This window comes from Microbulbifer flavimaris (genome assembly GCF_001641755.2).
In the GTDB taxonomy this organism is placed as follows: Bacteria; Pseudomonadota; Gammaproteobacteria; order Pseudomonadales; family Cellvibrionaceae; genus Microbulbifer; species Microbulbifer flavimaris.
Genome location: NZ_LRFG02000004.1, coordinates 1 through 22,152, shown reverse-complemented (window position 1 = coordinate 22,152; position 22,152 = coordinate 1). Strand labels below are relative to the sequence as shown.

18 protein-coding genes are annotated in these 22,152 nt (G+C 54.4%); 16 read left to right on the top strand and 2 right to left on the bottom strand.

Annotated elements, in window-relative coordinates; genetic code table 11:
* Nucleotides 1–129 precede the first annotated feature (129 nt).
* Nucleotides 130–1,323: a LapD/MoxY N-terminal periplasmic domain-containing protein gene (locus AWR36_RS11560; RefSeq protein WP_067085076.1), complete on the bottom strand. Its 1,194-nt coding sequence runs from the start codon at nucleotides 1,321–1,323 to the stop codon at nucleotides 130–132.
* A gap of 131 nt (nucleotides 1,324–1,454) precedes the next feature.
* Nucleotides 1,455–2,111 (bottom strand): transglutaminase-like cysteine peptidase, encoded by a 657-nt coding sequence (locus AWR36_RS11555; RefSeq protein WP_067085074.1) that lies wholly within the window; start codon nucleotides 2,109–2,111, stop codon nucleotides 1,455–1,457.
* A 191-nt stretch (nucleotides 2,112–2,302) separates the two neighbouring features.
* Between AWR36_RS11555 and AWR36_RS16230 the strand changes: the two genes are divergently transcribed.
* From AWR36_RS16230 to AWR36_RS11480, 16 genes are all read left to right on the top strand, one after another.
* Nucleotides 2,303–2,476: a hypothetical protein gene (locus tag AWR36_RS16230; protein ID WP_156417399.1), complete on the top strand. Its 174-nt coding sequence runs from the start codon at nucleotides 2,303–2,305 to the stop codon at nucleotides 2,474–2,476.
* 533 nt (nucleotides 2,477–3,009) lie between these two features.
* Complete coding sequence (gene galU, locus AWR36_RS11550; RefSeq protein WP_067085072.1) at nucleotides 3,010–3,921, top strand: UTP--glucose-1-phosphate uridylyltransferase GalU; 912 nt, start codon at nucleotides 3,010–3,012, stop codon at nucleotides 3,919–3,921.
* A 98-nt stretch (nucleotides 3,922–4,019) separates the two neighbouring features.
* Nucleotides 4,020–5,402, top strand: a complete 1,383-nt coding sequence (locus tag AWR36_RS11545) for a UDP-glucose dehydrogenase family protein (RefSeq protein WP_067085070.1) — start codon at nucleotides 4,020–4,022, stop codon at nucleotides 5,400–5,402.
* A complete protein-coding gene (locus AWR36_RS11540; RefSeq protein ID WP_067085068.1) occupies nucleotides 5,399–6,454 on the top strand; it encodes an NAD-dependent epimerase in 1,056 nt (351 codons plus the stop codon). The genes AWR36_RS11545 and AWR36_RS11540 overlap by 4 nt, the downstream gene beginning before the upstream one ends.
* Before the next feature lie 400 nt (nucleotides 6,455–6,854).
* Nucleotides 6,855–8,078, top strand: coding sequence for an O-antigen ligase family protein (locus AWR36_RS11535; protein WP_082679569.1), 1,224 nt, complete (start codon nucleotides 6,855–6,857; stop codon nucleotides 8,076–8,078).
* Nucleotides 8,068–8,910, top strand: a complete 843-nt coding sequence (locus tag AWR36_RS11530) for a sulfotransferase family protein (protein WP_176491136.1) — start codon at nucleotides 8,068–8,070, stop codon at nucleotides 8,908–8,910. Before AWR36_RS11535 ends, AWR36_RS11530 begins: the two co-directional genes overlap by 11 nt.
* Nucleotides 8,894–9,667, top strand: coding sequence for a WecB/TagA/CpsF family glycosyltransferase (locus AWR36_RS11525; protein WP_067104683.1), 774 nt, complete (start codon nucleotides 8,894–8,896; stop codon nucleotides 9,665–9,667). The genes AWR36_RS11530 and AWR36_RS11525 overlap by 17 nt, the downstream gene beginning before the upstream one ends.
* A 91-nt stretch (nucleotides 9,668–9,758) precedes the next feature.
* Nucleotides 9,759–11,090, top strand: a complete 1,332-nt coding sequence (locus AWR36_RS11520) for an oligosaccharide flippase family protein (protein ID WP_082679567.1) — start codon at nucleotides 9,759–9,761, stop codon at nucleotides 11,088–11,090.
* A gap of 124 nt (nucleotides 11,091–11,214) precedes the next feature.
* A complete protein-coding gene (locus tag AWR36_RS11515) occupies nucleotides 11,215–11,604 on the top strand; it encodes a VanZ family protein (protein WP_067085064.1) in 390 nt (129 codons plus the stop codon).
* A gap of 260 nt (nucleotides 11,605–11,864) precedes the next feature.
* Nucleotides 11,865–13,229 carry an undecaprenyl-phosphate glucose phosphotransferase gene (locus AWR36_RS11510; RefSeq protein ID WP_231745310.1) on the top strand — a complete coding sequence of 455 codons (1,365 nt, stop codon included), beginning with the start codon at nucleotides 11,865–11,867 and terminating at the stop codon, nucleotides 13,227–13,229.
* Between the two features lie 144 nt (nucleotides 13,230–13,373).
* On the top strand, nucleotides 13,374–14,594 hold the full coding sequence (locus AWR36_RS11505) for an outer membrane beta-barrel protein (RefSeq protein WP_067085059.1): 1,221 nt from the start codon (nucleotides 13,374–13,376) through the stop codon (nucleotides 14,592–14,594).
* A 98-nt stretch (nucleotides 14,595–14,692) separates the two neighbouring features.
* A complete protein-coding gene (locus tag AWR36_RS11500) occupies nucleotides 14,693–15,280 on the top strand; it encodes a polysaccharide biosynthesis/export family protein (protein ID WP_082679566.1) in 588 nt (195 codons plus the stop codon).
* An 8-nt stretch (nucleotides 15,281–15,288) separates the two neighbouring features.
* The gene (locus tag AWR36_RS11495; RefSeq protein ID WP_067085057.1) at nucleotides 15,289–17,547 is read left to right on the top strand and encodes a GumC family protein; all 2,259 of its coding nucleotides are present in this window, start codon (nucleotides 15,289–15,291) and stop codon (nucleotides 17,545–17,547) included.
* Entirely contained in the window at nucleotides 17,544–18,299 is a 756-nt protein-coding gene (locus AWR36_RS11490; RefSeq protein WP_067085055.1) for a tyrosine-protein phosphatase, read from the top strand. The genes AWR36_RS11495 and AWR36_RS11490 overlap by 4 nt, the downstream gene beginning before the upstream one ends.
* A complete protein-coding gene (locus AWR36_RS11485) occupies nucleotides 18,289–19,035 on the top strand; it encodes a VpsP family polysaccharide biosynthesis protein (protein ID WP_067085052.1) in 747 nt (248 codons plus the stop codon). The genes AWR36_RS11490 and AWR36_RS11485 overlap by 11 nt, the downstream gene beginning before the upstream one ends.
* Nucleotides 19,036–19,915: 880 nt before the next feature.
* Nucleotides 19,916–21,643, top strand: coding sequence for an SLC13 family permease (locus AWR36_RS11480; protein WP_067085050.1), 1,728 nt, complete (start codon nucleotides 19,916–19,918; stop codon nucleotides 21,641–21,643).
* Nucleotides 21,644–22,152: the final 509 nt, after the last annotated feature.

The window sequence follows — 22,152 nt, the reverse complement described above, 5'->3', positions numbered from 1 at the left end:
CCGCAAATGGGAAGAGCTCACAACAAACGCGCTAACAGTTTCTCAAACCAAGAACGCAGCGCAAATAGCCATTTGGGGCCATTGTCACGCACAGGCAATCGATGCTGGCTAAATGCAAGCTGGTCGAGTTCACGCCGGTTCATACCGACTCGGCTGGGTCGCTGTTTTTTTATCCAGGCCTTTTTCTTTTTCAGTAATTGGGGCGGTTGGGCTGTCTGCCGTGCGCCGCACTTTCACCTTCAACACCGGAATATCAGATGCAGCAGAGTGCTCCCCGTATACACACCAACCAAACGCCTCCAGCTGCCGCGCCTGGGCAAACGCCCAGTTGCAGCGTTCCACCGCTGCGCGCAGGTGAATATTTGCGGGCATCGGCACCACCGCAACACGCAGGCCGGTATTGTTCAGGTTGTGCCCTGCTGATTCTCGCTGCCTCTCCTCCCCCCGCTGCACGGATCCCAGCGCGGCACACAACCAGCCCGCCAGGCCACAGGCCGCGGCATGGTGGCTATGGCTCAGGTTGAGCGCGAACTCATGCGGGCTCAGTTGATAGAGCTGCACCCCGGGCACCCAGGCTTCCAGGTGCGCCCTCAGCAGTTCCGCCAGCGCAGAACTATTGGACTGCCGATTGCAGCCATTGATTGGTGAACCGCTGCCAGTGTCGATCACCAGCCAGAACTCGCCGCCAGCGCGGTTGGCCCGCCGGGCACTGCGGCGCAATGCACGGACAAAATCCCGCCGGTTGCCGGGCAAGGTCATTATCGCTGGGCCGCTATTTTGTCGTTTTCCAAGCATGCCACTACGTGGCCAGGCCAGTAACAGCACCATCGCCAGCCCTGCCAGTGCCAAGCCGGCAAACCCCTTCGCCAGGCGCCACAGCTGTTGCTGCGCAGGAGTCGGATGAATTTGTACCTGTACCTGTGCAATCGGCTGCCAGCTCTCATCAATAGTCGCACCGGCCAGCGGCGGTTGCAGTGCCGTCCAGCGGGTAAACCATTCCGGTACCAGTGGCTGTAGCGTAGGTGCAAATTTATTGACCAGTGTTTCGCCGCCGGTGGATCGCACAATAATGGATTGGTAATGCCCGCCCTGTACCAGGGCAGTCACGGCGGTTTCCAGGCTGAGGGTGTCGTCTTCAACCAGGTAGGGGCGCAGAGCCAGGGCCAGGGTATTGGCGCTATCCCGTGCGCTGCCCTGCAGTTCCTCCTGCAGGTAATCCCGCGTGGTGGCCATGGCCAGCCACAGGCAGCCGGCCAGAGTGAGCGCCAGCAGCAGCGACAACCGCAACAGGTTGCCCGCTGCGGCGGCAATTTGTCGGTCCATGACAAATCTTCCTTCTTATATAGGTATCTTCAGGGTCTTTTTCTAGATAGCGTCAGGGCTTCTATGGATAGCTTCTGGGCATCGGGCGGTTGCCACAGGTCGCCACTGGCTGTTAGTCACGAGAGGTGACGTTAAATATCCAGCCCCTGTGCCTGCAGCCGCCGGCGCAGGTCCTCCCACAGCAGGGAGCCGCTGTGGTCCCGCACCTGCCGGGGGGTGGCGGAATCTGGCTCCAGCCACAGCCCGCTGGAATTGAAACTGTAGACCGGTTCCAGATCTTTGCGCTGGGTGGCTGGCACTACGGTATTGGTCAGGTTATCCAGCACCAGGGGCATGGCGCCGGGGTAGGGGGTATACAGCAGCACCATATGCGCCTGGTTCAGCGTCAGCGCATTCACGTACATCAGCCGCAGCCGTGCAGTGGGTAACTCCAGCGCCTGCAGGGTAAACAACTTGGCAATGGCAAAATCCTCACAATCCCCGCCACGGGAGGCGACAAACTCCGCGGGTGTGGCCCAGTAATCCTCCAGCCCCCAATGGGCTGCGTCCTCCACAAACGGAACGCGGTTCAGAAAAAGGTTTACCCGCCACAGCCGCAAGCCCTCGCCGACGCCACCCTGGGCCTCGACGAACTGCTGCCAGCCCAGTAAGCGCCCGCTCGCCTCTGGTCCGAAACGTGCATTCATCTGTGCCAATAACCCCGGCGCCATCAGTGGCGTGCGGGCCGGCAGGGCATTGGCAGCTGAGAGCAAGCCCAGGCAGAGCAGGGCCCACAGCCCGAGCCGCAAGCCGCAACCCGAAAGCCTGTAACGTGATCCCAAAGCTGAAACAAAAAGGACACTACCCATAGAGCACCACCAAAAACCATCACCAACGGCCACACAGCTGGCCAAATCAGTTTGGCAGCTCAAAAAATGATCGTGCGAGGAAATCGCGATTTCAGGTGAGGGCGCGCGCCGGGAATGGAAAATGATGCTTTATGGAAGCTGAAGTACAGAGAACGGGAATTAGAGAAAGAGAGAATGCCCGCAGCCAAGTGAGCGGCGTATGGAAAATGAACACTGAAAGCCGGGCGCCGGCAAAAATACTTTACGAGCTGGCACAAGAAGGCAAAACGACGACGATCCATAAGTGGCACAAATGTACCTTCTAGTTGAAAAAACTGGCTGTGACACCAGATGGCAAAATTCCGTCATGAATAAACGACAAAAGGGATTCACTTCATCTTGAACAGGGCTCGGTTTTTGATAAAGTGTGATGCCTGTCACGTGGGGAAGCCGACGCCAATGGCGGCGGTTATTAAATAGACAGATCGCACTTGCACGCCTCGTTACTGAGGCTGGCCACGGTCAAACACCGGCAGCCGTCTCGAACACTCGAAGGCACAAAAAAGCGCAAGTGCGGCATGAAGTAGGACAGGCTCGGGGGGTTCGCTGCTGATCATCAGCAGCGGGAATTGGGGAATCATCTCATACCAACGCCGCTTGCTGCCCATGGGGGTGGGCGCAACGGCGTCTCCAGGCATGGGTACGCCATCAGGTTTGGCGTGCCCGGCCGATCCCAATCAATACCGTCGATTCCACCAGGCCTCCTCTGGGTATGGTCCTTTTGGCCTATCCCGAAAGAAAACGATTCATCCGGCCCAGCTGACGGGCGATGGCAACGCAAGAACAAGAAGGAAGCACGATGCACCAAGTCAAGAAAGCGGTTATCCCGGTCGCCGGCCTCGGCACCCGCATGCTGCCCGCCACCAAGGCCATCCCCAAAGAAATGCTGCCGATCGTGGACAAGCCGTTGATCCAGTACGTGGTGAATGAGGCAGTAGCAGCAGGCATCAAGGAAATCGTGTTGGTTACCCACGCCAGCAAGAACGCCATCGAGAACCACTTCGACACATCCTTCGAACTCGAAGCCCAGCTGGAAAATCGCCTTAAGCGCCAGCTACTGGAAGAAGTGCGCTCCATCGTGCCCAAAGACGTGACGGTGATTTCTGTGCGTCAGGCCGAGGCCAAAGGCCTGGGCCACGCCATCAGCTGCGCGCGCCCGGTGGTGGGAGATAACCCCTTCGCAGTGCTGCTGCCGGATGTACTGATCGACCAGTACGCTGCAGACCTTAGCACCAGCAACCTGGCAGACATGGTGCGCAACTTTGCAGCTACCAAGGCCAGCCAGATAATGGTGGAAGCCGTGGAATGGGATCAGGTCAGCAAATACGGTGTGGTGGATTGCCTGGGTGCCGATCTGCAAACCGGCGGCACCGCCAAGATCGATGGCATGATAGAAAAGCCAGAAGTAGACGCCGCCCCCTCTAATATGGCCGTCGTCGGCCGCTATGTACTGCCCGCAGAGATTTGGAGCCTGTTAGACACTACTCAGCCTGGCGCCGGGGGGGAAATCCAGCTAACCGACGCGATCGATGAACTGCTGAAGCAGCAAACCGTAGAAGCCTACCGCATCGTCGGCCACAGCCACGACTGCGGCAACAAGCTCGGCTACATGAAGGCCCAGTTTGAATACGGTCTGCATCATGAGGAAATCGGTAGCAGCCTGAAAATATTCCTCAGTACACAAGCCATCGAGACTACTGAAACAGCTTAAGAGAGCCTTAGGGTTCCCCACGTAGTCGCGCCGCGCAACCTTCGATCTGGAGGCTGCTCGATGTAATTTGAAAAAAGTAGTATGAAGGCAATAAAGGAATGAAAGTTACTATCTTCGGTACTGGCTACGTAGGCTTAGTCACTGGCGCCTGTCTGGCAGAGGTTGGCCATCACGTCATGTGCATGGATGTTGATGTCAACAAAATTGATCGGCTCAAAGATGGGCTCATTCCTATATATGAGCCTGGTCTAGAGCCAATCGTCAAGTCGAATATCGAGTCCGGCAACCTGCTGTTTACTACTAGCACCGAAGAAGCGGTAAACCATGGGCAAGTTCAGATCATCGCCGTGGGTACCCCGCCAGATGAGGATGGCTCTGCGGATCTGCAATATGTATTGGCAGTAGCTGAATCCATCGCTACGCATATGGATGATGAAAAGATCATCGTCAATAAGTCTACTGTGCCTGTAGGTACAGCGGATAAAGTGAGGAATCTGGTAGAAACGACGCTTCGGAATCGTAGTTTAGAAGTTCCCTTCACAGTGATCTCAAATCCGGAGTTCTTGAAAGAAGGTGCTGCTGTAAATGACTGCATGCGTCCGGATCGTATCGTTATTGGTTTAGATCTGCATGGCGAATCTCGTCGCACGGTAGAAACAGCTATGCGCGAACTCTATGCCCCATTTAACCGTAACCACGAAAAAATCCTGTTTATGGATGTTCGTAGTGCAGAACTGACTAAGTATGCTGCAAACTGCATGCTCGCAACTAAAATCAGTTTCATGAACGAGATGGCGAATATTGCTGAACGAGTTGGCGCTGACATCGAGTTTGTGCGCCAGGGTATAGGCTCGGATCCAAGAATTGGTTATCAATTTATTTACCCGGGTTGTGGCTATGGTGGTTCATGCTTCCCCAAAGACGTAAAAGCACTAATCAATACTTCCAAAGAATTACAGTACCAATCGAAAATACTTGAAGCTGTAGAGACTGTTAATAACACACAAAAGCACAAGTTGTTTGATTTGATTTGCCGGCACTTCAATTGCTCCAAAGAGGATGCCAGTAAAGCGCTAAAGGGAAAGACTTTTTCTCTGTGGGGCTTGGCATTCAAACCGAATACCGACGATGTCCGCGATGCTCCAAGTCGGGTTTTGTTGGAGTTGCTATGGAAGGCAGGAGCTAAAGTACAAGCTTTTGATCCAGAGGCTATGGAAGAAATACAGAGAATTTACGGGTTGCGAGGAGATCTCTCTCTGGTCGGAACAAAAGAGGCTGCGCTGCGAGGTGCGGATGCCCTTGTTATTTGTACGGAGTGGAAGAATTTCCGAACTTTCGACGACGAATATGTGAAGACACAACTAAGTGCGCCCGTTATCTTTGATGGAAGAAATATGTATGAGCCTGAGCGTATGAAGATGAAAGGGTATGCATACTATTCGATTGGTCGCTCATCTAATATGCAAGGGAGTGAAAGATGAAGTTCTTGGTAACGGGCGCAGCTGGTTTTATTGGTAGTTTTGTTGCCGAAAAGCTTTGTAATCTGGGTCATGAAGTTGTCGGTGTTGATAATCTGAATAGTTATTACGATCCGAAGCTGAAGAACCTTAGGTTGATGAAGCTTCAGAATTTAGAGGGCTTCAGGTTTATCAAGTTAGACCTGGCCGATAGAGATGGGATTTCGTCATTATTCGCTCGAGAAAACTTTAAGCGTGTTATTCATTTGGGGGCGCAGGCTGGGGTGCGCTACTCAATAGAAAATCCCATGGCCTATGTGGACTCCAATCTTACCGGGATGATGACGATTTTGGAGGGGTGTCGTCACCACAAGGTTGAACACCTAGTCTACGCCTCTTCCAGTTCGGTTTATGGGATGAATGAGAAAGTTCCATTCGCGGAGAGCGATAGGGTGGATCACCCTGTTTCCTTGTATGCGGCCACCAAGAAATCCAATGAGCTTTTAGCTCACTCTTATAGCCATCTTTACGGTTTACCAACTACAGGGTTGAGATTTTTTACAGTATATGGCCCTTGGGGTAGGCCAGATATGGCCCCTTATCTATTTTTGGATGCTATAGCCAACGATAGGCCGATCAATGTCTTCAATGGAGGTAAAATGAAGCGTGATTTTACCTATATCGATGATATCGTCGAGGGGGTCGTTAGAGTGCAAGATCATATCCCCTATATCAGTTTTGAAAGTGGGAATGTACGTAGAGAGGCCCCTTACAGCATCTATAATATTGGAAACTCAAATCCAGTTGAGCTTGAGAGCTTTATTGCATGCTTGGAGAGGGCCTTAGGTAAAAAAGCAAAAAAGAATTATTTGCCAATGCAAGATGGTGATGTAACTCAAACATTTGCGAGCACCGAGGCTCTGGCTGCAGTAACTGGCTATCAACCTTGTACGGAGGTAGAGCTTGGTGTGAAAAGATTGGTAGAGTGGTATCTCGATTACAATAAACTTACGGGAGTGCAAGTCCGTCATCCATTGGCTGAGGGAGAGTATAGTCAAGCCGAGTATGCAACTTGAGTTACATGCAGTGAAGCTTCTGAATTTAACGCTCTGTATGATACTGTCATAAATTGATATTGAAGTGGGTTCTATAATAATTGTCGACTATAGGTGGAAACGAGCGAGCATGTGGTTTTGGTGAATGTATCGTGGCTTGCATTATTTAATTTGGTAATCGGTGTCGTTGTTTCTCCTAAATGAATATTATATAGATTGGATCTGTATGGCCAAGTGGATCCGCCACATGATTCTTAATGAGCTGAATTTTTGAATGGTTTGGGTGGTTTGCCGCCTGCGAAGAATTGTTATCACTGCCGTCATGGGTTGAAGCTCAGAGCCAAATTCTAAAGTCGCTGCATAGTGCTGCAATGGCCTACTGTTTCTGAGCCTTTTTTGCTTGTTTGTACCTGATTTTTCTATGACCTTAACATATAAAAGTTTGTTTTCATTTTTTCTAATTCTAGCACCTCTCTGGTGGGTGCTGGGATTCAATGTATTTATTTACCCTTTTTTTGTGTTGGCCTGTTGCATATTGGGTATAAAAAGATTAAAGCTTTCTCTTGGTTTCAAAGAGGTGTTTTTTGTTTTCTTTCTACTTTATTGCTTTTCTAGGTTGTTGTTATTGCTTCCATGGGTTGACCTGAGTAGGTGGGCGGCGAGCTTTTACAATCTTATGTTGATGGCATCGGGATTTGGTTTCTATCTCATATTAAAGCAATCAAAAAGATACTCTTTGGCTTATTGCGAAATTCTCTCAGTGTCATTTTTCTATGTGGCATCAGCTTATGTATTGATTTTCTTGTATGCATTTGTTGTTGGTAATTTTCAGTTAGAGCATCTTACTTTACTTGGGCATATTTTTTCGGGAGTTGATCTTCCTGGCATTCTTAATGCGGCTAAAACAGCAATTTACTCGAGGGTTGAGTGGGGCTTTGGTTTTAGTACGCCAAGAGTGGTGTTTTTGTCTGATTTCCCCACTTCGGCTGCGCTGCTAATCGCAGTGCTGTCCTTTGCATTCTTTTATTTAAGAGGTTCCTGTGTCACGTTTTATCAAGCGCTGACCGTTGATTTTCTTGCTGTGCTGGCTGTTGCAACAACTCTCAGTCGGGTAATGTTTTTGAGCTATATTGTTGCTGCGCTTGTTTGGTATTGTGTGGTTTATTGGGGGAAGTTAAGAAAATATAGGTCATTATTCGTTGGCTTGTTCGTTATGCTCTGGTGCTTGGTTGTATTTTATGCGATCAATTATCTCCCGCATATTGCCAGTTTAAGAAGTAATTCTGGAAGCGTTAGATTGGAGTCATATCTTCTGGCTATAGAGTTAAGTTTAGATCATCCCTTTTTTGGGATTGGAGTGAAGCCGTTGGGGTTGAGTGATATACACATACCGGTTGGCTCGCATTCAACTTTGTTGTCTACGTTGGTAAAATTTGGCTATTTGGGCGCTTTCGCGGTGGTTGTCTTTTTCGCTGGTTGTGTGAGGGATTGTGTAAGGCGGTCAGGAGTTGCGGTCGCTGTTCGAGGGGTCGTTCCAGTCATTCTCTGGATGTTGTTCCAAGATGTTGATGCATATGCTCTTCAGGCACTGTTGTGTTTTTCTGTATTTGGTGTTCTTCAAAGGCGCTCGTTTAATGAAGTATAAGAAACATTCACAATTCTACCATGTCTTGAGTTATTTGAGGAATCCATGGCACCTGATAAGGAATTACCGTTGGGCGAAAAAAAGCTTTGCAAGTAATCAAGAGTTTATCTTTGTTGTTGGTGCTCCTAGAAGTGGTACAACATTAATTCAGAAGCTTATTGGTAATGCGAGTGAGGTTTCTTCTTTCGAATTTGAAACCGAGGTTTATTCGAAAAAAAATATTTTTGATTATTTTAGATTTTCAGAGTTTATCTCGAAGCAAGAATACCTTGATTTGGTGGCCTCAAGTTCGTCCCGTTCAGAGTTTTTGCTCAGATGGCATGAAAGAAAATTTAATTCACGCGTCTTTTTGGAAAAGACGCCGCAGCATGTTTTTTTTCTGGATGAAATTTTTCGCTCCTTCCGTTCCGCTAAGATTGTCAATGTTGTTAGGGATCCTAGGGATGCATATCTATCGGGTTTGAGCGGTAAGAATATTCCGCAGGCAAGATCCTGCATGTCTTATGCAAAGTATTGGCGGGATTGCATTTCTGCTGTTAACGCATGCGGAAATAAAAGTCGAATATATACGGTTAAGTATGAAGATTTGGTGGTTAATCCTAATGATAGTCTTAAGGGGCTGTTTGAGTTTTTAGGGTTACATTTTGATGATCGCTTAATAAGCTTGCCCCGCGAAGACCACCGAGCTTCAAAGAGGGAGTTCATAAAACTAAATAAGCCTATAGACTCGTCGAGCGTGGCTAAATGGAAGATGGAACTTACTTCTCAGGAAGTAGATGTGTTTTTAAATATTTGTGGTGAGGGAATGATTCAGTATGGTTACAGAGTTTAATACAGTCAATGTAGGCGGGCTTCCGACATTGGCGTGTACAGCTGTAGAGCTAGCGGAGATATGTCTGAGTGATTGTAAACACACACATAATGATAGAGTTAAGCCGAAGTTAGTATTTTCCTCGAATGGTCAGGGGGTTGCATTAGCTAATAGTGATCATAACTTTATGGCTGCTATGTGTGAGGCCGATATTATTCATGCCGATGGTATGTCTATTGTATTTGCATCTCGTATTTTTGGTTCGTCTACCCTTCCTGAGAGGATTCCGACAACAGATTTCATTCATGTGCTTTCGGATGTTGCGCGTATGAAAGGTCAGCGTATTCGTTATTATTTCCTGGGTGCAACTCCTGACCAATGCGCCTTGGCTGTAAAAGAGGTAAAACAAAAGTATCCTCATGTAGATGTTGTAGGTTGGAGGGATGGTTATTTTTCAAATGATGAGATTCCTGCGGTTGCAAGAGATATTGATGAGTGTGCTCCAGATGTTCTTTGGTTGGCAATGGGTAAGCCAAGGCAGGAGTATGTCGCGATTCAGCTGAAAAAGCATTTAGAGTCGGTCGGGTGGATTAAGACCTGTGGCGGCCTGTTTGATTTTCTTTCCGGAAAGAATGAGAGAGCGCCGGTGCTTATGCAGTCGATGGGGCTCGAGTGGCTGCATAGGCTCTGGAAGAACCCGAGGAAGCTTTTTGTTAGATATGCAACTACCAATATTCGTGCTGTTTGGGCTTTTTTTCGGCATTCTCGTAGAATTTGAATGTTCCTGGCGTTTGCTAGTGGCTGTCGCTTGAGCTAATTGTGGCAGCTATTTGAAGTACTCTATGTGTTGTTTATCAGAGATGGAATAAATGGCTATTTTGTCTTTATATGGCTCGCTACAGCGGTCACTAGTTGTCAATATCGGGATAAGTTTCTTCGTTCGAGCATTGTCCGCGATTGCCCTTTTCTTGGTAAGTATTTTCCTAGGGAGGCTATTAGGTGCGTTTGAGTCTGGTTATTACTTTCTTGCATTTAGTGTAATAACGTTTTTGGCAGGAATGTGCCGAATGGGTCTAGATAATTCAGTGCTTCGTTTTGTTAGTGCTGCATCTTCTGATAAAGATTGGAGTTTAGCGCAATCAGTAATGGTGAAAGGACTGGTTTTGACTGGTCTAAGCTCTATATTTGTGGCTTTAACTCTTTATTTTGGGAGTGATTATTTCGCGCGAGTTGTTTTTTCGAAGCCTCAGCTGGGTGGAGTTTTTTCCGCTATGGCGCCCGGAATAATTGGTTTAGCTTTTTTTACTTTGTTTGCAATGGGTCTCCAAGGGTTGCATAAGATAGTTGCCTCTATAATGACTCTGAATATATTTAGTAACGCATTTTTGATCTGCTTATTGTTCGGGCTTGGAGTTAGCTCAGCAATAGATGCGGCTAACGCATATAGTATCGCAGCAGCATTGGCAGCAGTCTCAGGTGGCTATCTTTGGGTGGTGGCTTTAAGGCGCCGGGGCTTTATGCCTACTGAAAATCGAGACAAAAACGATACTTCAAGGGTTAGTTGGACTAAGCTTTTTCATAGTTGTATGCCCCTGTGGGTAGTGTTGATGATGGGGCAGTTGGTTCAGTGGTCAGGTCAGTTTGTGGCTGGTGCCTATGTTGATTCAGGAATAGTAGCCCAGCTAGCGGTCGCGCAGCGCACGGCAATGTTAACTAGCTTTGTGTTGATGGCAGTCAATCTTGTTGTTGCTCCACGCTTTGCAGCTATGTACAAACAGGGGCAGATGAAGGAACTTCATGAACTTGCAGTGACATCGGTTAGGTTGATGGTGCTTTCAGCGTTACCTGTCGTGCTTTTTATGGTTGTATTTCCAGAATTCCTCATGTCGTTGTTTGGCGAGGGTTTTAGCAAAGGAGCACACTTATTACAAATATTGGTGGTCGGACAGTTTGTCAATGTGGCCACTGGATCCGTAGGCTATTTACTGAGCATGTCTGGGCATGAAAAGGATCTAAGAAATACAGTATTAATTTCAGGTCCGGTAGCTATTGGGCTGGCGCTTACATTGACTCCAGTATGGGGGGCAACCGGTAGTGCTGTTGCTACTGCTTTGGCCGTAGCTACGCAGAATCTTCTGGCAGTGTGGCAGGTTAAGCGCCGACTTGGGATCAATACTTTGGCGGTTTGGCGTACTAGGTAGGCTCTACTGCCCCTTCTTTTTCAGCCTCATGGCAGTGATATCCGCTAACCAGCGCCGAGGTGGCTGGTGTAATGTCATGTAATCGATATAGCCCCAAAGGGCTATTCATTTGGGATGTAAAGGTGTGATTAAAATTGCTGCGCGGGGCCTGTTTGTATTGTTGCTGGCCATTGCGCTTTTCGCTGGCCTGAAGGCGAGGCCGGTACCTCAGGTGGTTTCACACTTTGACCTGATCCTTCACTTCGGTGCTTTCGCAGCGCTTTCAGGGCTTTGGGTGATTGGTTTTGCGCGGCCTCTAGTTGGTATTGCGGTACTGGTTGCTATTGGGCTGGGGATTGAAGTGTGGCAGGGCTGGATGCTGCCGGGCCGGACAGCCGATGGCTGGGACATGTTGGCCAATACGCTCGGTGTTTTTTGCGGTTGGCTCTCAATGATGCTTTTAAGCAGGTTTGTCTTGTCGCGAGTGGATAAAAAGATGGGGTTTGTTGAAATATCGATCAAAAATTCAAAATAAAATCGTGATTTGCATCTCGTTTTTGTGTTGATTGGTGTCACATCTGTGGCATCATTTAGGATACAAAAACAAGGGCCCGAAAGGGTTGGCCAGGGGTCATTAAAGATCGGGTCCCGCTTGGGGAACAGGGTGGAGTATCCACCTTGTAGCGGGGCCCGGTTCCAAATGGGGTGACCACGGAATCTGGCAGGGATGATTTTTTAGGGGGAATTGCCGTGGGGCAAGGATGGATACGTAGCCACCAGAGTAGTCTGGCTGCGGTGTATCGTTTATTGGACGGCGCGCTGATTCTGGGGGTGCTGTTTGCCTGCCTGGCCATATTCGGCCACAGCATCACCAGTGACTGGTTCTTACTCGGCCTGATAGCGGCTGTGGGCTTTGCGCTGTTCGCGGAATCTGTGGATCTGTATCGCTCCTGGCGAGCGGATACTTACCTGCAGATGGTGGCTTATACGGCTTTTGCCTGGTGTGTGCTCTGTGCAGTGCTGCTGTTGGTGGGCTATTTCAGCAAGACCAGCGTTGGGTACTCGCGCTTGGTGATTGGCACCTGGGCATCCTCCACCTTAGTACTGCTCTGTGCCTGGCGCTTTGGTTTGCGCCAGCTGCTCTTCTTCCTGCGTTCCCAGGGTTACAACAGCCGTAGTGCGGCCATTATCGGCGTGACCGAATCCGGCCTGCGCCTGGCCCGCAACCTGAGCCGTGAGCCGCAGCTGGGCATCCGTGTGCAGGGTTTCTATCAGGTGGCCGGCAGCGATGCCTGCAATCAGTCCATGCTGGAACTGGAGCCGGTAAATCTGCTCGGCAGTGTAGAAGATGCCGTGGCAGCGGCCCGCGCCGGAGAGGTGGACCTGATTTACATTGCGCTGCCGATGCGTGAAGAAGAGCAGATTGCCCGCATCCTGCAGGCGCTGGCAGATACCACAGCCACCGTGCAGCTGATAACCGACATGTTTGTCACCAACCTGCTGCACACCCGCTGGCGCAATGTGGGTGATTCCAGCCTGTTGAGCGTGTATGACACGCCCATCGAGGGCCTGAACAGCTGGCTCAAGCGGCTTGAGGATGTGGTGCTGTCATCCGTCATTCTGGTGATGATTTCACCACTGATGCTGATTATTGCCGCGGCGATCAAATTGACCTCGCCGGGGCCGGTGATTTTCAAGCAGCACCGCTATGGCCTGGACGGGCGTGCCATCAAGGTGTGGAAGTTCCGCTCAATGACGGCCCAGGACAACGGCGACAAGGTGGTGCAGGCCAAAAAGGGTGATGCGCGCATTACGCCCATCGGCGCCTTCCTGCGCCGTACGTCCCTGGATGAATTGCCGCAGTTTTTCAATGTACTGCAGGGGCGCATGTCCATCGTCGGTCCGCGCCCGCATGCGGTGGCGCACAACGAGGAGTACCGTCGTCTGGTTGACGGTTACATGCTGCGGCACAAGGTGAAGCCGGGCATTACCGGTTGGGCGCAGGTGAATGGCTGGCGCGGTGAGACCGATACGCTCGAGAAGATGAGCAAGCGGGTGGAGCACGATTTGCATTACATCCGCCACTGGTCGTTGTGGCTGGATATCCGCATCGTGCTGATGACGATCTTCAAGGGTTTTACCGGGAAGAATGCTTATTGATCCCGGCGTGGACTCGCCCGGTGTGGACGCGCAGAGATTGAGGCCGGCCCAGAAGCCGGCCGCGTAAAACTGGAATTGTTGGGGCACCGCACGGCTCAGCCGGCGGTGCATAACTTGTTTTTAGGGACTGTTGGAATAATTACGATGACAAAAGCGAGACTTTCTCTGGCCATCGGCATGGCTGTATCTGTGGGGGCGACCTCTGCCATGGCAGAGAGTGAAGCCGGCGCGATCGAGCTGGGCAAGGGCGTGCTGTTCACGCCGGTTCTGGATGTGAACCTGCTGCACGATGATAACGTCATCCATACCGACGAGAACCCGACTGACAGCTGGATGACCGAGCTGAAGCCGAGCTTCCTGCTGTCTGCCGAGAATGGTTTGTCTGAATACAACCTGCGCTACACCCTGGCCCGTGGCGATTACCAGGATAGCGATGCGGATAACTACACCGACCACGCGCTGGAAGCCGATGCCAGCTGGGAAATGAACGACCGCAACCGCTTCAGCCTGGCCGCCAGTTACCTGGACCTGCATGAGGCCCGCGGTACCGGTTACTCTCAGGGCTTTGGCCAGTTGCTGGCCGAGCCGGACCGTTACTCCCAGAGTGATGTACACGGTACTTACCGCTACGGCGCCGAGACCGCCCGCGGTAACCTGGAGCTGGAAGTCGGTACCCGCGCCCGCGACTACGACGAGACCAAGTTCGTCGATGGCCTGGAAGCCGAGCAGCTGATCCGCGGCCGCGATTACGGCACTAACTACGGCGCTGCCCGTTTCTTCTACAACACCGGCGGCAAGACCAAGCTGGTGGCAGAAGTGAACCATCGCCAGATTGGTTACGACGAAACTGTTGTTGACGTTGCCAGCCGCGACAGCGCCGAGAACAAGGTCCTGTTTGGCCTGACCTGGGAAGGCACCGCCAAGACCACCGGTTCTGTAAAACTGGGCGCGCGCTCCAAGAAATTCGATGAGCCCTCCCGTGAGGACTTCGCCGCGCCGGCATGGGAAATCGGCGTGATGTGGGAGCCGAAGAGCTACAGCACCTTCGAATTCACCGCCGCCAGCCGCTTTGAGGAGGCCCGCGGTGCCGGCAACTTTGCCGATGTGGAAGTGCTGTCTGCGTCCTGGGGCCATGGTTGGGCGGATCGCCTTTCCACCGACGTGACCGTGTATCACCAGAACATGGATTACGAAGGCATCGACCGCACCGAAGACGTGAGCGGTGCTGCCGTCAATGCAAACTATGAAATGCGCCGCTGGCTGACCTTTACCCTGGGCTACGCCACCGGCAGCCAGGACAGCACATTGGCGGGCTATGACTACGACCGCGCTGTCACCACCCTTGGCTTCCGCGCGACGCTGTAAATTCAGTTGAGTCTGGTTAAGTGCGGCTCAGCCCGATGAAACGCGAGCTGAGCCCACGCAGCGGTTTGGCACGATTGAGGTAAACATTGGTAACCGTTATGGGATACACAAGCACACTGGGGCGGCGCGCACTGCGCGCTGTGCTCTCCATCTTCCCCATCTTCTCCGTTCTGTGGCTGGCAATGGGCACATCGGCTGCGCTGGCGATTACCCAGGGCAGCCTTGAGAGTAACTATCGCCTGGGCTCCGGGGACAAGATCCTCATCAACGTCTACGGCGAGGATGACCTGACGGTGGAGACCCAGCTGAGCGACAGCGGCCTGGTGAACTATCCGTTCCTGGGCGAGCTGAAGGTCAACGGCATGACCGTGGCCGAGCTGGAGGCGCGGATTCACCAGGGCCTGAAAGGGGATTACCTGGTAAACCCCAATGTGCATGTATCCATCCTGGAGTACCGCCCGTTTTATATTCACGGTGAAGTGGAAAAGCCGGGCGGTTACCCGTACCAGCCGGGCCTGACCGTGAGCAAGGCGGCGGCGCTGGCCCAGGGCTTTACCGAGCGTGCCTCCGAATCCAAGATTTTTGTGGTGCGCGGGGATGACCCGAGCCAGACACCGGAAAAAGTCAGCCTGAATGCCCAACTGCGCCCCGGTGATGTGATCACTGTGGAGCAGAGTTTCTTCTGAGGTAAATCATGAACGCGCAAGACAACAACATGCAGCAGGAGCGCTTACTTCAGGAGGAAGTGATTGACCTGCGCCAGTACTGGCGCATTGTGGACCGGTTCAAGTGGCGCATTGCCGCGCTGGCCGTGGCCGTGGCCATGCTGACGGCGATGGTGGTGTTCTCCATGACACCGCGCTACCAGGCAACCGCGACCCTGATGATCGAGGCAGAGCAGCCCAAGGCGCTCTCCATTGAGGAAGTGTACGGGCTGGACTCCAGCCGCAAGGAATACTTCCTGACCCAGTTCGAGATTCTGAAGTCCCGCACCATTGCCGAGCAGGTGGTAGCACGGCTGAACCTGACCGAGCACCCGCTGTTCGATCCGGACCAGCAGGAGCCTTCCTTCAAGGAGAAGGTAAAGGGCTGGCTGCCGTTCCTGGCTTCCAATGAAATCCTCACCGAGGAAGAAGCCCGGCAGCTGAAACTGGAAGAGGTGACCGATGCAGTCAGTGAAAACCTGACCATCTCGCCGGTGCGCAACACCCAGCTGGTGAAGATCACCTTCGAATCCGAATCCCCGCAGCTGGCTGCCGAGATTGCCAACACGGTAGCGGCGGTATTTATCGACAGCCACCTGGAAGCCAAGCTGGACATGACCCAGCAGGCCACTTCCTGGCTGAACGACCGCCTGGAAGACCTGCGCGTGAAGCTGGAGAGTTCCGAGGCGCAATTGCAGGCGTTCCAGGAATCCCAGGGCCTGGTGGATGTGGCCGGCGTACAGGGCCTGGCCGCGCAGGAACTGAATGAGATTACCACCCAGCTGATCGATGCCCGCAGGGAGCTGAAGCAGGCGGAGAGCATCCATGCGCTGGTGCAGAGCCGCGGTACGGATATCGATGCGCTGGCGAGTCTTCCGGAGGTGCTGAACCACTCGGTGATTGCCAACATCAAGCAGGCCGAGACCGAGGCTTCGCGCAAGGTCTCCGAGCTGGCGCGCCGTTACGGACCCAAGCACCCGAAAATGATCGCTGCCCGCGACGAGCTGGAATCGGTGCAGGACAAGCTGCGCAGTGAAGTGCGCCAGCTGATCAGCGGTATCCAGAACGATTACCAGACAGCGCAGGCCGACGTGCGCGCACTGGAGCGCGAGCTGAACCAGGCGAAGGGCGAGTACCAGCAGATCTCTCGCAAGGAGACCCGCTACAACGAGCTGAAGCGCGAAGTGGAAGTGAACCGCCAGCTGTACAGCGCCTTCCTGACCCGCTTTAAGGAAACCAGCGAGACCTCCGGCTTCGAGGCTGCCAACGCTCGCCTGATGGACCCGGCGGTTTCCCCGCGTGAACCGGCCAAGCCCAAGAAGAAGCTGATCGTGGCCCTGGCCTTAGTGGTAAGTGCCATGTTCGGCGTGATGCTGGCCTTCCTGATCGAGGCGCTGAACGACGGCATCCGCAATCCGGAAGATGTGGAAAACAAACTGGGCCAGCGCATGATCGGCATGCTGCCCTGGGTGAAGCATGACAAGGAAGAGCGCCTGAGTCTGGCTACCTTCTTCGACAGCGCCCACCACCAGTTTGCCGAGGCGGTGCGTACCCTGCGCACCAGCCTGGTGCTTTCGCACTTGGAGACGCCGGCCAAGGTGATTTCCGTCACCTCATCCGTACCGGGTGAGGGCAAGACCACCGTGGCGGAAAACCTGGGCTTCGCCCTGGCGCAGATGGAAAAGGTACTGCTGATCGACGCCGATATGCGCCGTCCTTCCGTGGGCAAGGATTTCGGCCTGCCGGTGTACCACCCGGGCCTGTCCAACCTGATTGCCGGCAGCAATACCCTGGCGGAGTGTATCCACCACGACGAAAAGAGTAGCCTGGATGTGATGCCCGCCGGTGTCGTGCCGCCGAACCCGCAGGAGATGCTTTCCTCCCCGCGCTTTACCAAGGCACTGCAGGTGCTGATGGACAAGTACGATCGTGTGATTCTCGATACCGCGCCCGCGCAGGTGGTGAGTGATGCGCTGATCGTTTCCCGCGTGGCGGATTCCATGCTGTATGTGGTGAAGGCCGACAGCACCCGCCAGAAGATGGTCACCAACGGTATTGGCCGCCTGCTGCAAGTGGGCGCCAAGGTGGATGGTGTGGTCCTGAACCAGCTGGATACGTCCAACAAGGCTACCTACTACGGCGACTATTACGGGTACGATGGCGAGTACGGCAGTTACAGCGCCACCGCCAGACCGCAGGTTGCCAAGCAAACCACCAAGGTCAGTGAGAAAGATCTGGAAGTGGCATGATCGACCTGCACTGCCACCTGCTGCCGGGCATCGATGACGGTGCCCGGGATCTAGAGCAGGCGCTGCTGTTGGCCCGCATGGCGGTGGACGATGGCATCACCCACTGCGTGGCCACCCCGCACATTCATCCCGGCCGCTGGGACAACACCCTCGCCAGCATCACCGAAACCTTTGTTGCCTTTAAGGCAAAGCTGGCAGAAGAGGGCATTCCCCTGCAGCTGGGCATGGCGGCGGAGATTCGTCTTTCCGATGAGATCCTGGCCATGGTGGCCAGTGGCCAGGTGCCTTTCCTGGGCAAGTGGGAAGGTGACCGCGTACTGCTGCTGGAACTGCCCCACAGCCATATCCCGCCCGGCACTGAACAGCTGATCCGCTGGCTGCTGAAGCAAAACATCCGCCCGATGATCGCCCACCCGGAGCGCAATAAGGACATCCTGCGCGACTTCAATAAAGTGCTGCCACTGGCGCGGCTGGGCTGCCTGTTCCAGGTGACCGCCGGTGCGGTGGCTGGCGACTTCGGCCAGGGCCCGGAGCAGCGCGCGGAAGAATTATTGCAGGAAGACCTGGTCACCATCCTCGCCACCGACGCCCACCACGAAGTCCGCCGCCCGCCGGTACTGGACAAGGGCCGCCGTGCTGCCGAGGCGATTGTGGGTGAATCCCGCGCCTGGGACCTGGTGCGCCACAACCCGGGCCGCATTGCCGCCGGGCATTTTGTGCTTGCCGGTGTGGAGGCGCGCAATGCCAGCTGAACGCAAACGCCGCCGGCGCTCGCCCTGGTATAAAAAGTGGTATCGGGATGTGAGCAGGCCGCGCCTGTTTTTTACCGGTGTATTGCTGCTGGTGCTGATCGGGCTCGCCTGGCGCGCAGGCGCCTGGGGCATGGCGCACTTGCAGGTGGTGGCCGTGGAGAATACTCTCAAGCGCTGGGGCGAGAACGGCAAGGTTTCTTCCGAGCGGGACCTGGAAACGGCCTTCGCTTCCATCGACCGTGCCATCACCCTGCATGAAGACAATCCCTACCAGCTTTCCCTGAAAGCGCGCCTGCTGGAATGGCGTGCCTTTGGTGCAGAGGAAGGTGAGGGCAGGGCCGCCGATTACCGCGCCGCACTGGCCCTTTATAAAGAAGCAGCTGCATTGCGCCCGCTCTGGCCGGATACCTGGGCGGAGATGATCAATGTAAAGCTGAATCTTGGCGAGCTGGACAAGGAGCTGCAGACGTTTATGCAGCGGGCCGATGAGATGGGGCCCTATATCCCCGCAGTGCACACGGCGATCGTGCGCGCAGAATATGCCCTGAAGCAGCAATACCCCTTCGAACAGCGCCCGCTGCTGGACCGACATCTACTGCGCGGCCTCAACGACCACCGCAGCCGGCGGGAAATACAGCGGCTGGTGGAGCAATACGCCCAGGAAGTCTCCGCCTGCCGCACCATTGCCCTGGCGCCGGAGCCCAAGCCGACGTTGGGGGTTTGTCGGGATAGTTGATCGTTATTTAGTCCCCAGCATTCACTCACTCCGTTCGAGCCTCCGCGTATCTCACTCCGCTCCACTGGATCCCGGCCTGCGCCGGGATGACGACGGTGGGAGTGGGGCGCTCTTTAGTCGGGTGGCCCTTCTGTCGTTAGACCTCCCCACTTCTCGTCATACCGGCGCAGGCCGTTATCCAGGGTCGTGGTCTAGTCAGCGGCCGGTGGAGCAATACGCCCAGGAAGTCTCCGCCTGCCGCACCATTGCCCAGGCGCCCGAGCCGAAGCCGACGTTGGCGGTTTGTCGGGGTAGTTGATCGTCATTTAGTCCCCAGCATTCGCTCACTCCGTATGAGGCCCCGCGTTTCCCACTCCCCTCCACTGGATCCCGGCCTGCGCCGGGATGACGACGGTGTGTAGTGGGGCGTTCTTTAGTTAGGCTGTCCCTTTCGTAGCCAGATTGCCCCTCTGTCGTCATACCGGCGCAGGCCGGTATCCAGTTAGTGGTTCGAATCGGCCTGTTGTGGTGTGTTGCGTTCAGTGGTTTGTGGATAACACGGCGCCAAGGCGCCGGCCCTCCGGGTCAATAGCAATGCGATTGCTCACTACAGCGTTCACGCCTCCGTGTCCGGATCGAGTCCGGGATGACGATGGTGGGGGTGGGTTGCTAGGCGGTTGGCTTGTTCTCCTGTCGTCATACCGGCGCAGGCCGGTATCCAGAGTCCTCGGAGCCAACGGGCTGCAGTGTGGCCACAACATGACGCAGTGCTCACCGCAATCACGGAAATAACCCTAGAACCAAAACCACATTGGGCCCCTCTGGCAGTTTTGGCATAATTACCTGCCACGTCATGCACGAAAAATAATCACAGAGGCGGACGCGCCGGCGATCTCGATTTATGACCATCACCCAGATTTTTGTTGCGGGGCTTTTTGCCCTGGTCATCGCTGCGCTGATCTTCTCCCGCGTCAGGCCGTCACTGGTGTTTGCCTCTGCTGCCGGCGTCTGTTTTCTGACCGGCCTTGTGCCGGCGGAGTCTGCGCTGCAGAAGGCAGTAAACCCGGGGCTGGTGACGTTGGTGGTGTTGATTCTGGTATCGGTGGGTCTGGAAAAGACCCGCTGGCTGCGCTCGGTTTCCGATGGCTTGATCAATGGCTCGCTGAAGACCAGCCTGTTGAAGCTGACCACCGCGACGGCCGTGAGCTCTGCCTTTCTGAATAACACCGCGGTAGTGGCTGCTCTTGCCTCTAGTGTCCGGGCCCAGCGCCGTTATCCTGCCGCCAAGCTGCTGATGCCGCTTTCCTACGCCGCAATTCTCGGCGGCACCATGACCCTGATCGGCACCTCCACCAACCTGATCGTGAACAGCTTCGTGCTGGACCGCGACCTGCCCGGGCTCGATTTCTTCGCCTTCTTCCCCATTGGCGCGGCGGCGGCACTGGTTGGCCTGGTGGTGTTGTTTGTGAGCAACCGCTTACTGCCGGAGAAAGCTGTTTCCGATGAACCGCTGACCGAGTACCTGCTGGAAGCCGAAGTAGTGGCGGACTCCCCTCTGGACGGCAAGACCGTCGAGGAGAACCAGCTGCGTCAGCTGGAGACCCTGTACCTGATCGAGATCGTCCGGCGGGGGCAGGTGATCAGCCCGGTATCGCCGACGGAGGTGCTGAAAAGCGGTGACAAGCTGATCTTCAGTGGCGACGTGCGGGATCTGGGGCGGCTGCAGGATATTGAAGGGCTGCGCCTGTTCGCACTGGAGGATGAGGCGCTGAACATGGATCTGACTGAGGTGGTGATTACTCCCACCTCCAGCCTGATCGGCCAGAGCCTGAAGAGCGCCAAGTTCCGTACACGCTTTGATGCGGCGGTGGTGGCCATGCGCCGGGGCGGTGATCGGCTATCGGGCAAGCTGGGTGAGGTCGAGCTGCAGGCCGGGGATGCCCTGTTGTTGGCCGAGGGGCCGGACTTCAAGCATCACCTGAACATCACCAAGAACTTCTATGTGATCAGCGGCAGTGAAGTGCAGCGCCAGCTGCCCAAGCGCGACAACTGGCTGCTGGGACTGGGCTTTGCCGCAGCGATTGCCGGTGCCGCGTTGGGTTACTTCTCATTGCTGAAAGGTTTGGTGATTCTGCTGGGTGGCATGATCGCCTTTGGCATCGTTTCCACCACCGAGTTGCAGCGGCGCTTCCCCTTCCAGATCTGGATCATTATCGCCAGTGCGCTGGTGCTGGCCGAGGCTTTTTCTGGCAGCGGCCTTGCCGATGCCCTGGCCGCCGGTTTCCGGCAGACACTGGACGGCGCGGGCCCCTATGTGGCGCTGGTAGGCATTTTCTTCCTGACCCTGGCCCTGACGGAACTGATGACCAACAATGCCGCTGCGGCGCTGGCGTTCCCGCTGGCTTGGAGCCTGGCGGAAAGTTTCGGTGTCAGCTGGATGCCGTTCGTGATGGCGGTAGCTTATGGTGCCAGTGCCAGTTTCCTGACGCCGTTTGGCTACCAGACCAACCTGATGGTGCAGAACCTCGGTGGCTACCACCTGCGGGATTTCGTGCGCGCGGGATTGCCGCTGACCATTGCCTACTCCATCACCGTGCTGCTGCTGTTGCCGGTGGTGTTTCCTTTCTAATCGGATGTCTCTAGTCCAACCCCGACGCGCTGTTTGAGGCTTATTATTTCAGCGCGCCTGTAGGAGCTGGACCCCCGCCTTCGCCGGGGTGACGACGGTGTGTAGTGCAGCGCGCTGTGGTCGCCAGTCCCACCATCGTCAGGCCGGCGAAGGCTGGCATCCAGTGTTGTGGCCGAGCTTGGGTCTTCTGGTGCCACGACGCTCAGTGGTTTATGGACCCCGGATCAAGTCCGGGGTGACGACGGTGTGTATTGCAGCGCGCTGTGGCCGCCAATCCCACCATCGTTATGCCGGCGAAGGTCGGCATCCAGTGTTGTGGCTGAGCCAGGGGGTTATGGTTTCACGACGCTCAGTGGTTTATGGACCCCGGCCTGCGCCGGGGTGACGACGGTGTGTATTGCAGCGCGCTGTGGTCGCCAATCCCACCATCGTTATGCCGGCGAAGGTCGGCATCCAGTGTTGTGGCTGAGCCAGGGGGTTATGGTTTCACGACGCTCAGTGGTTTATGG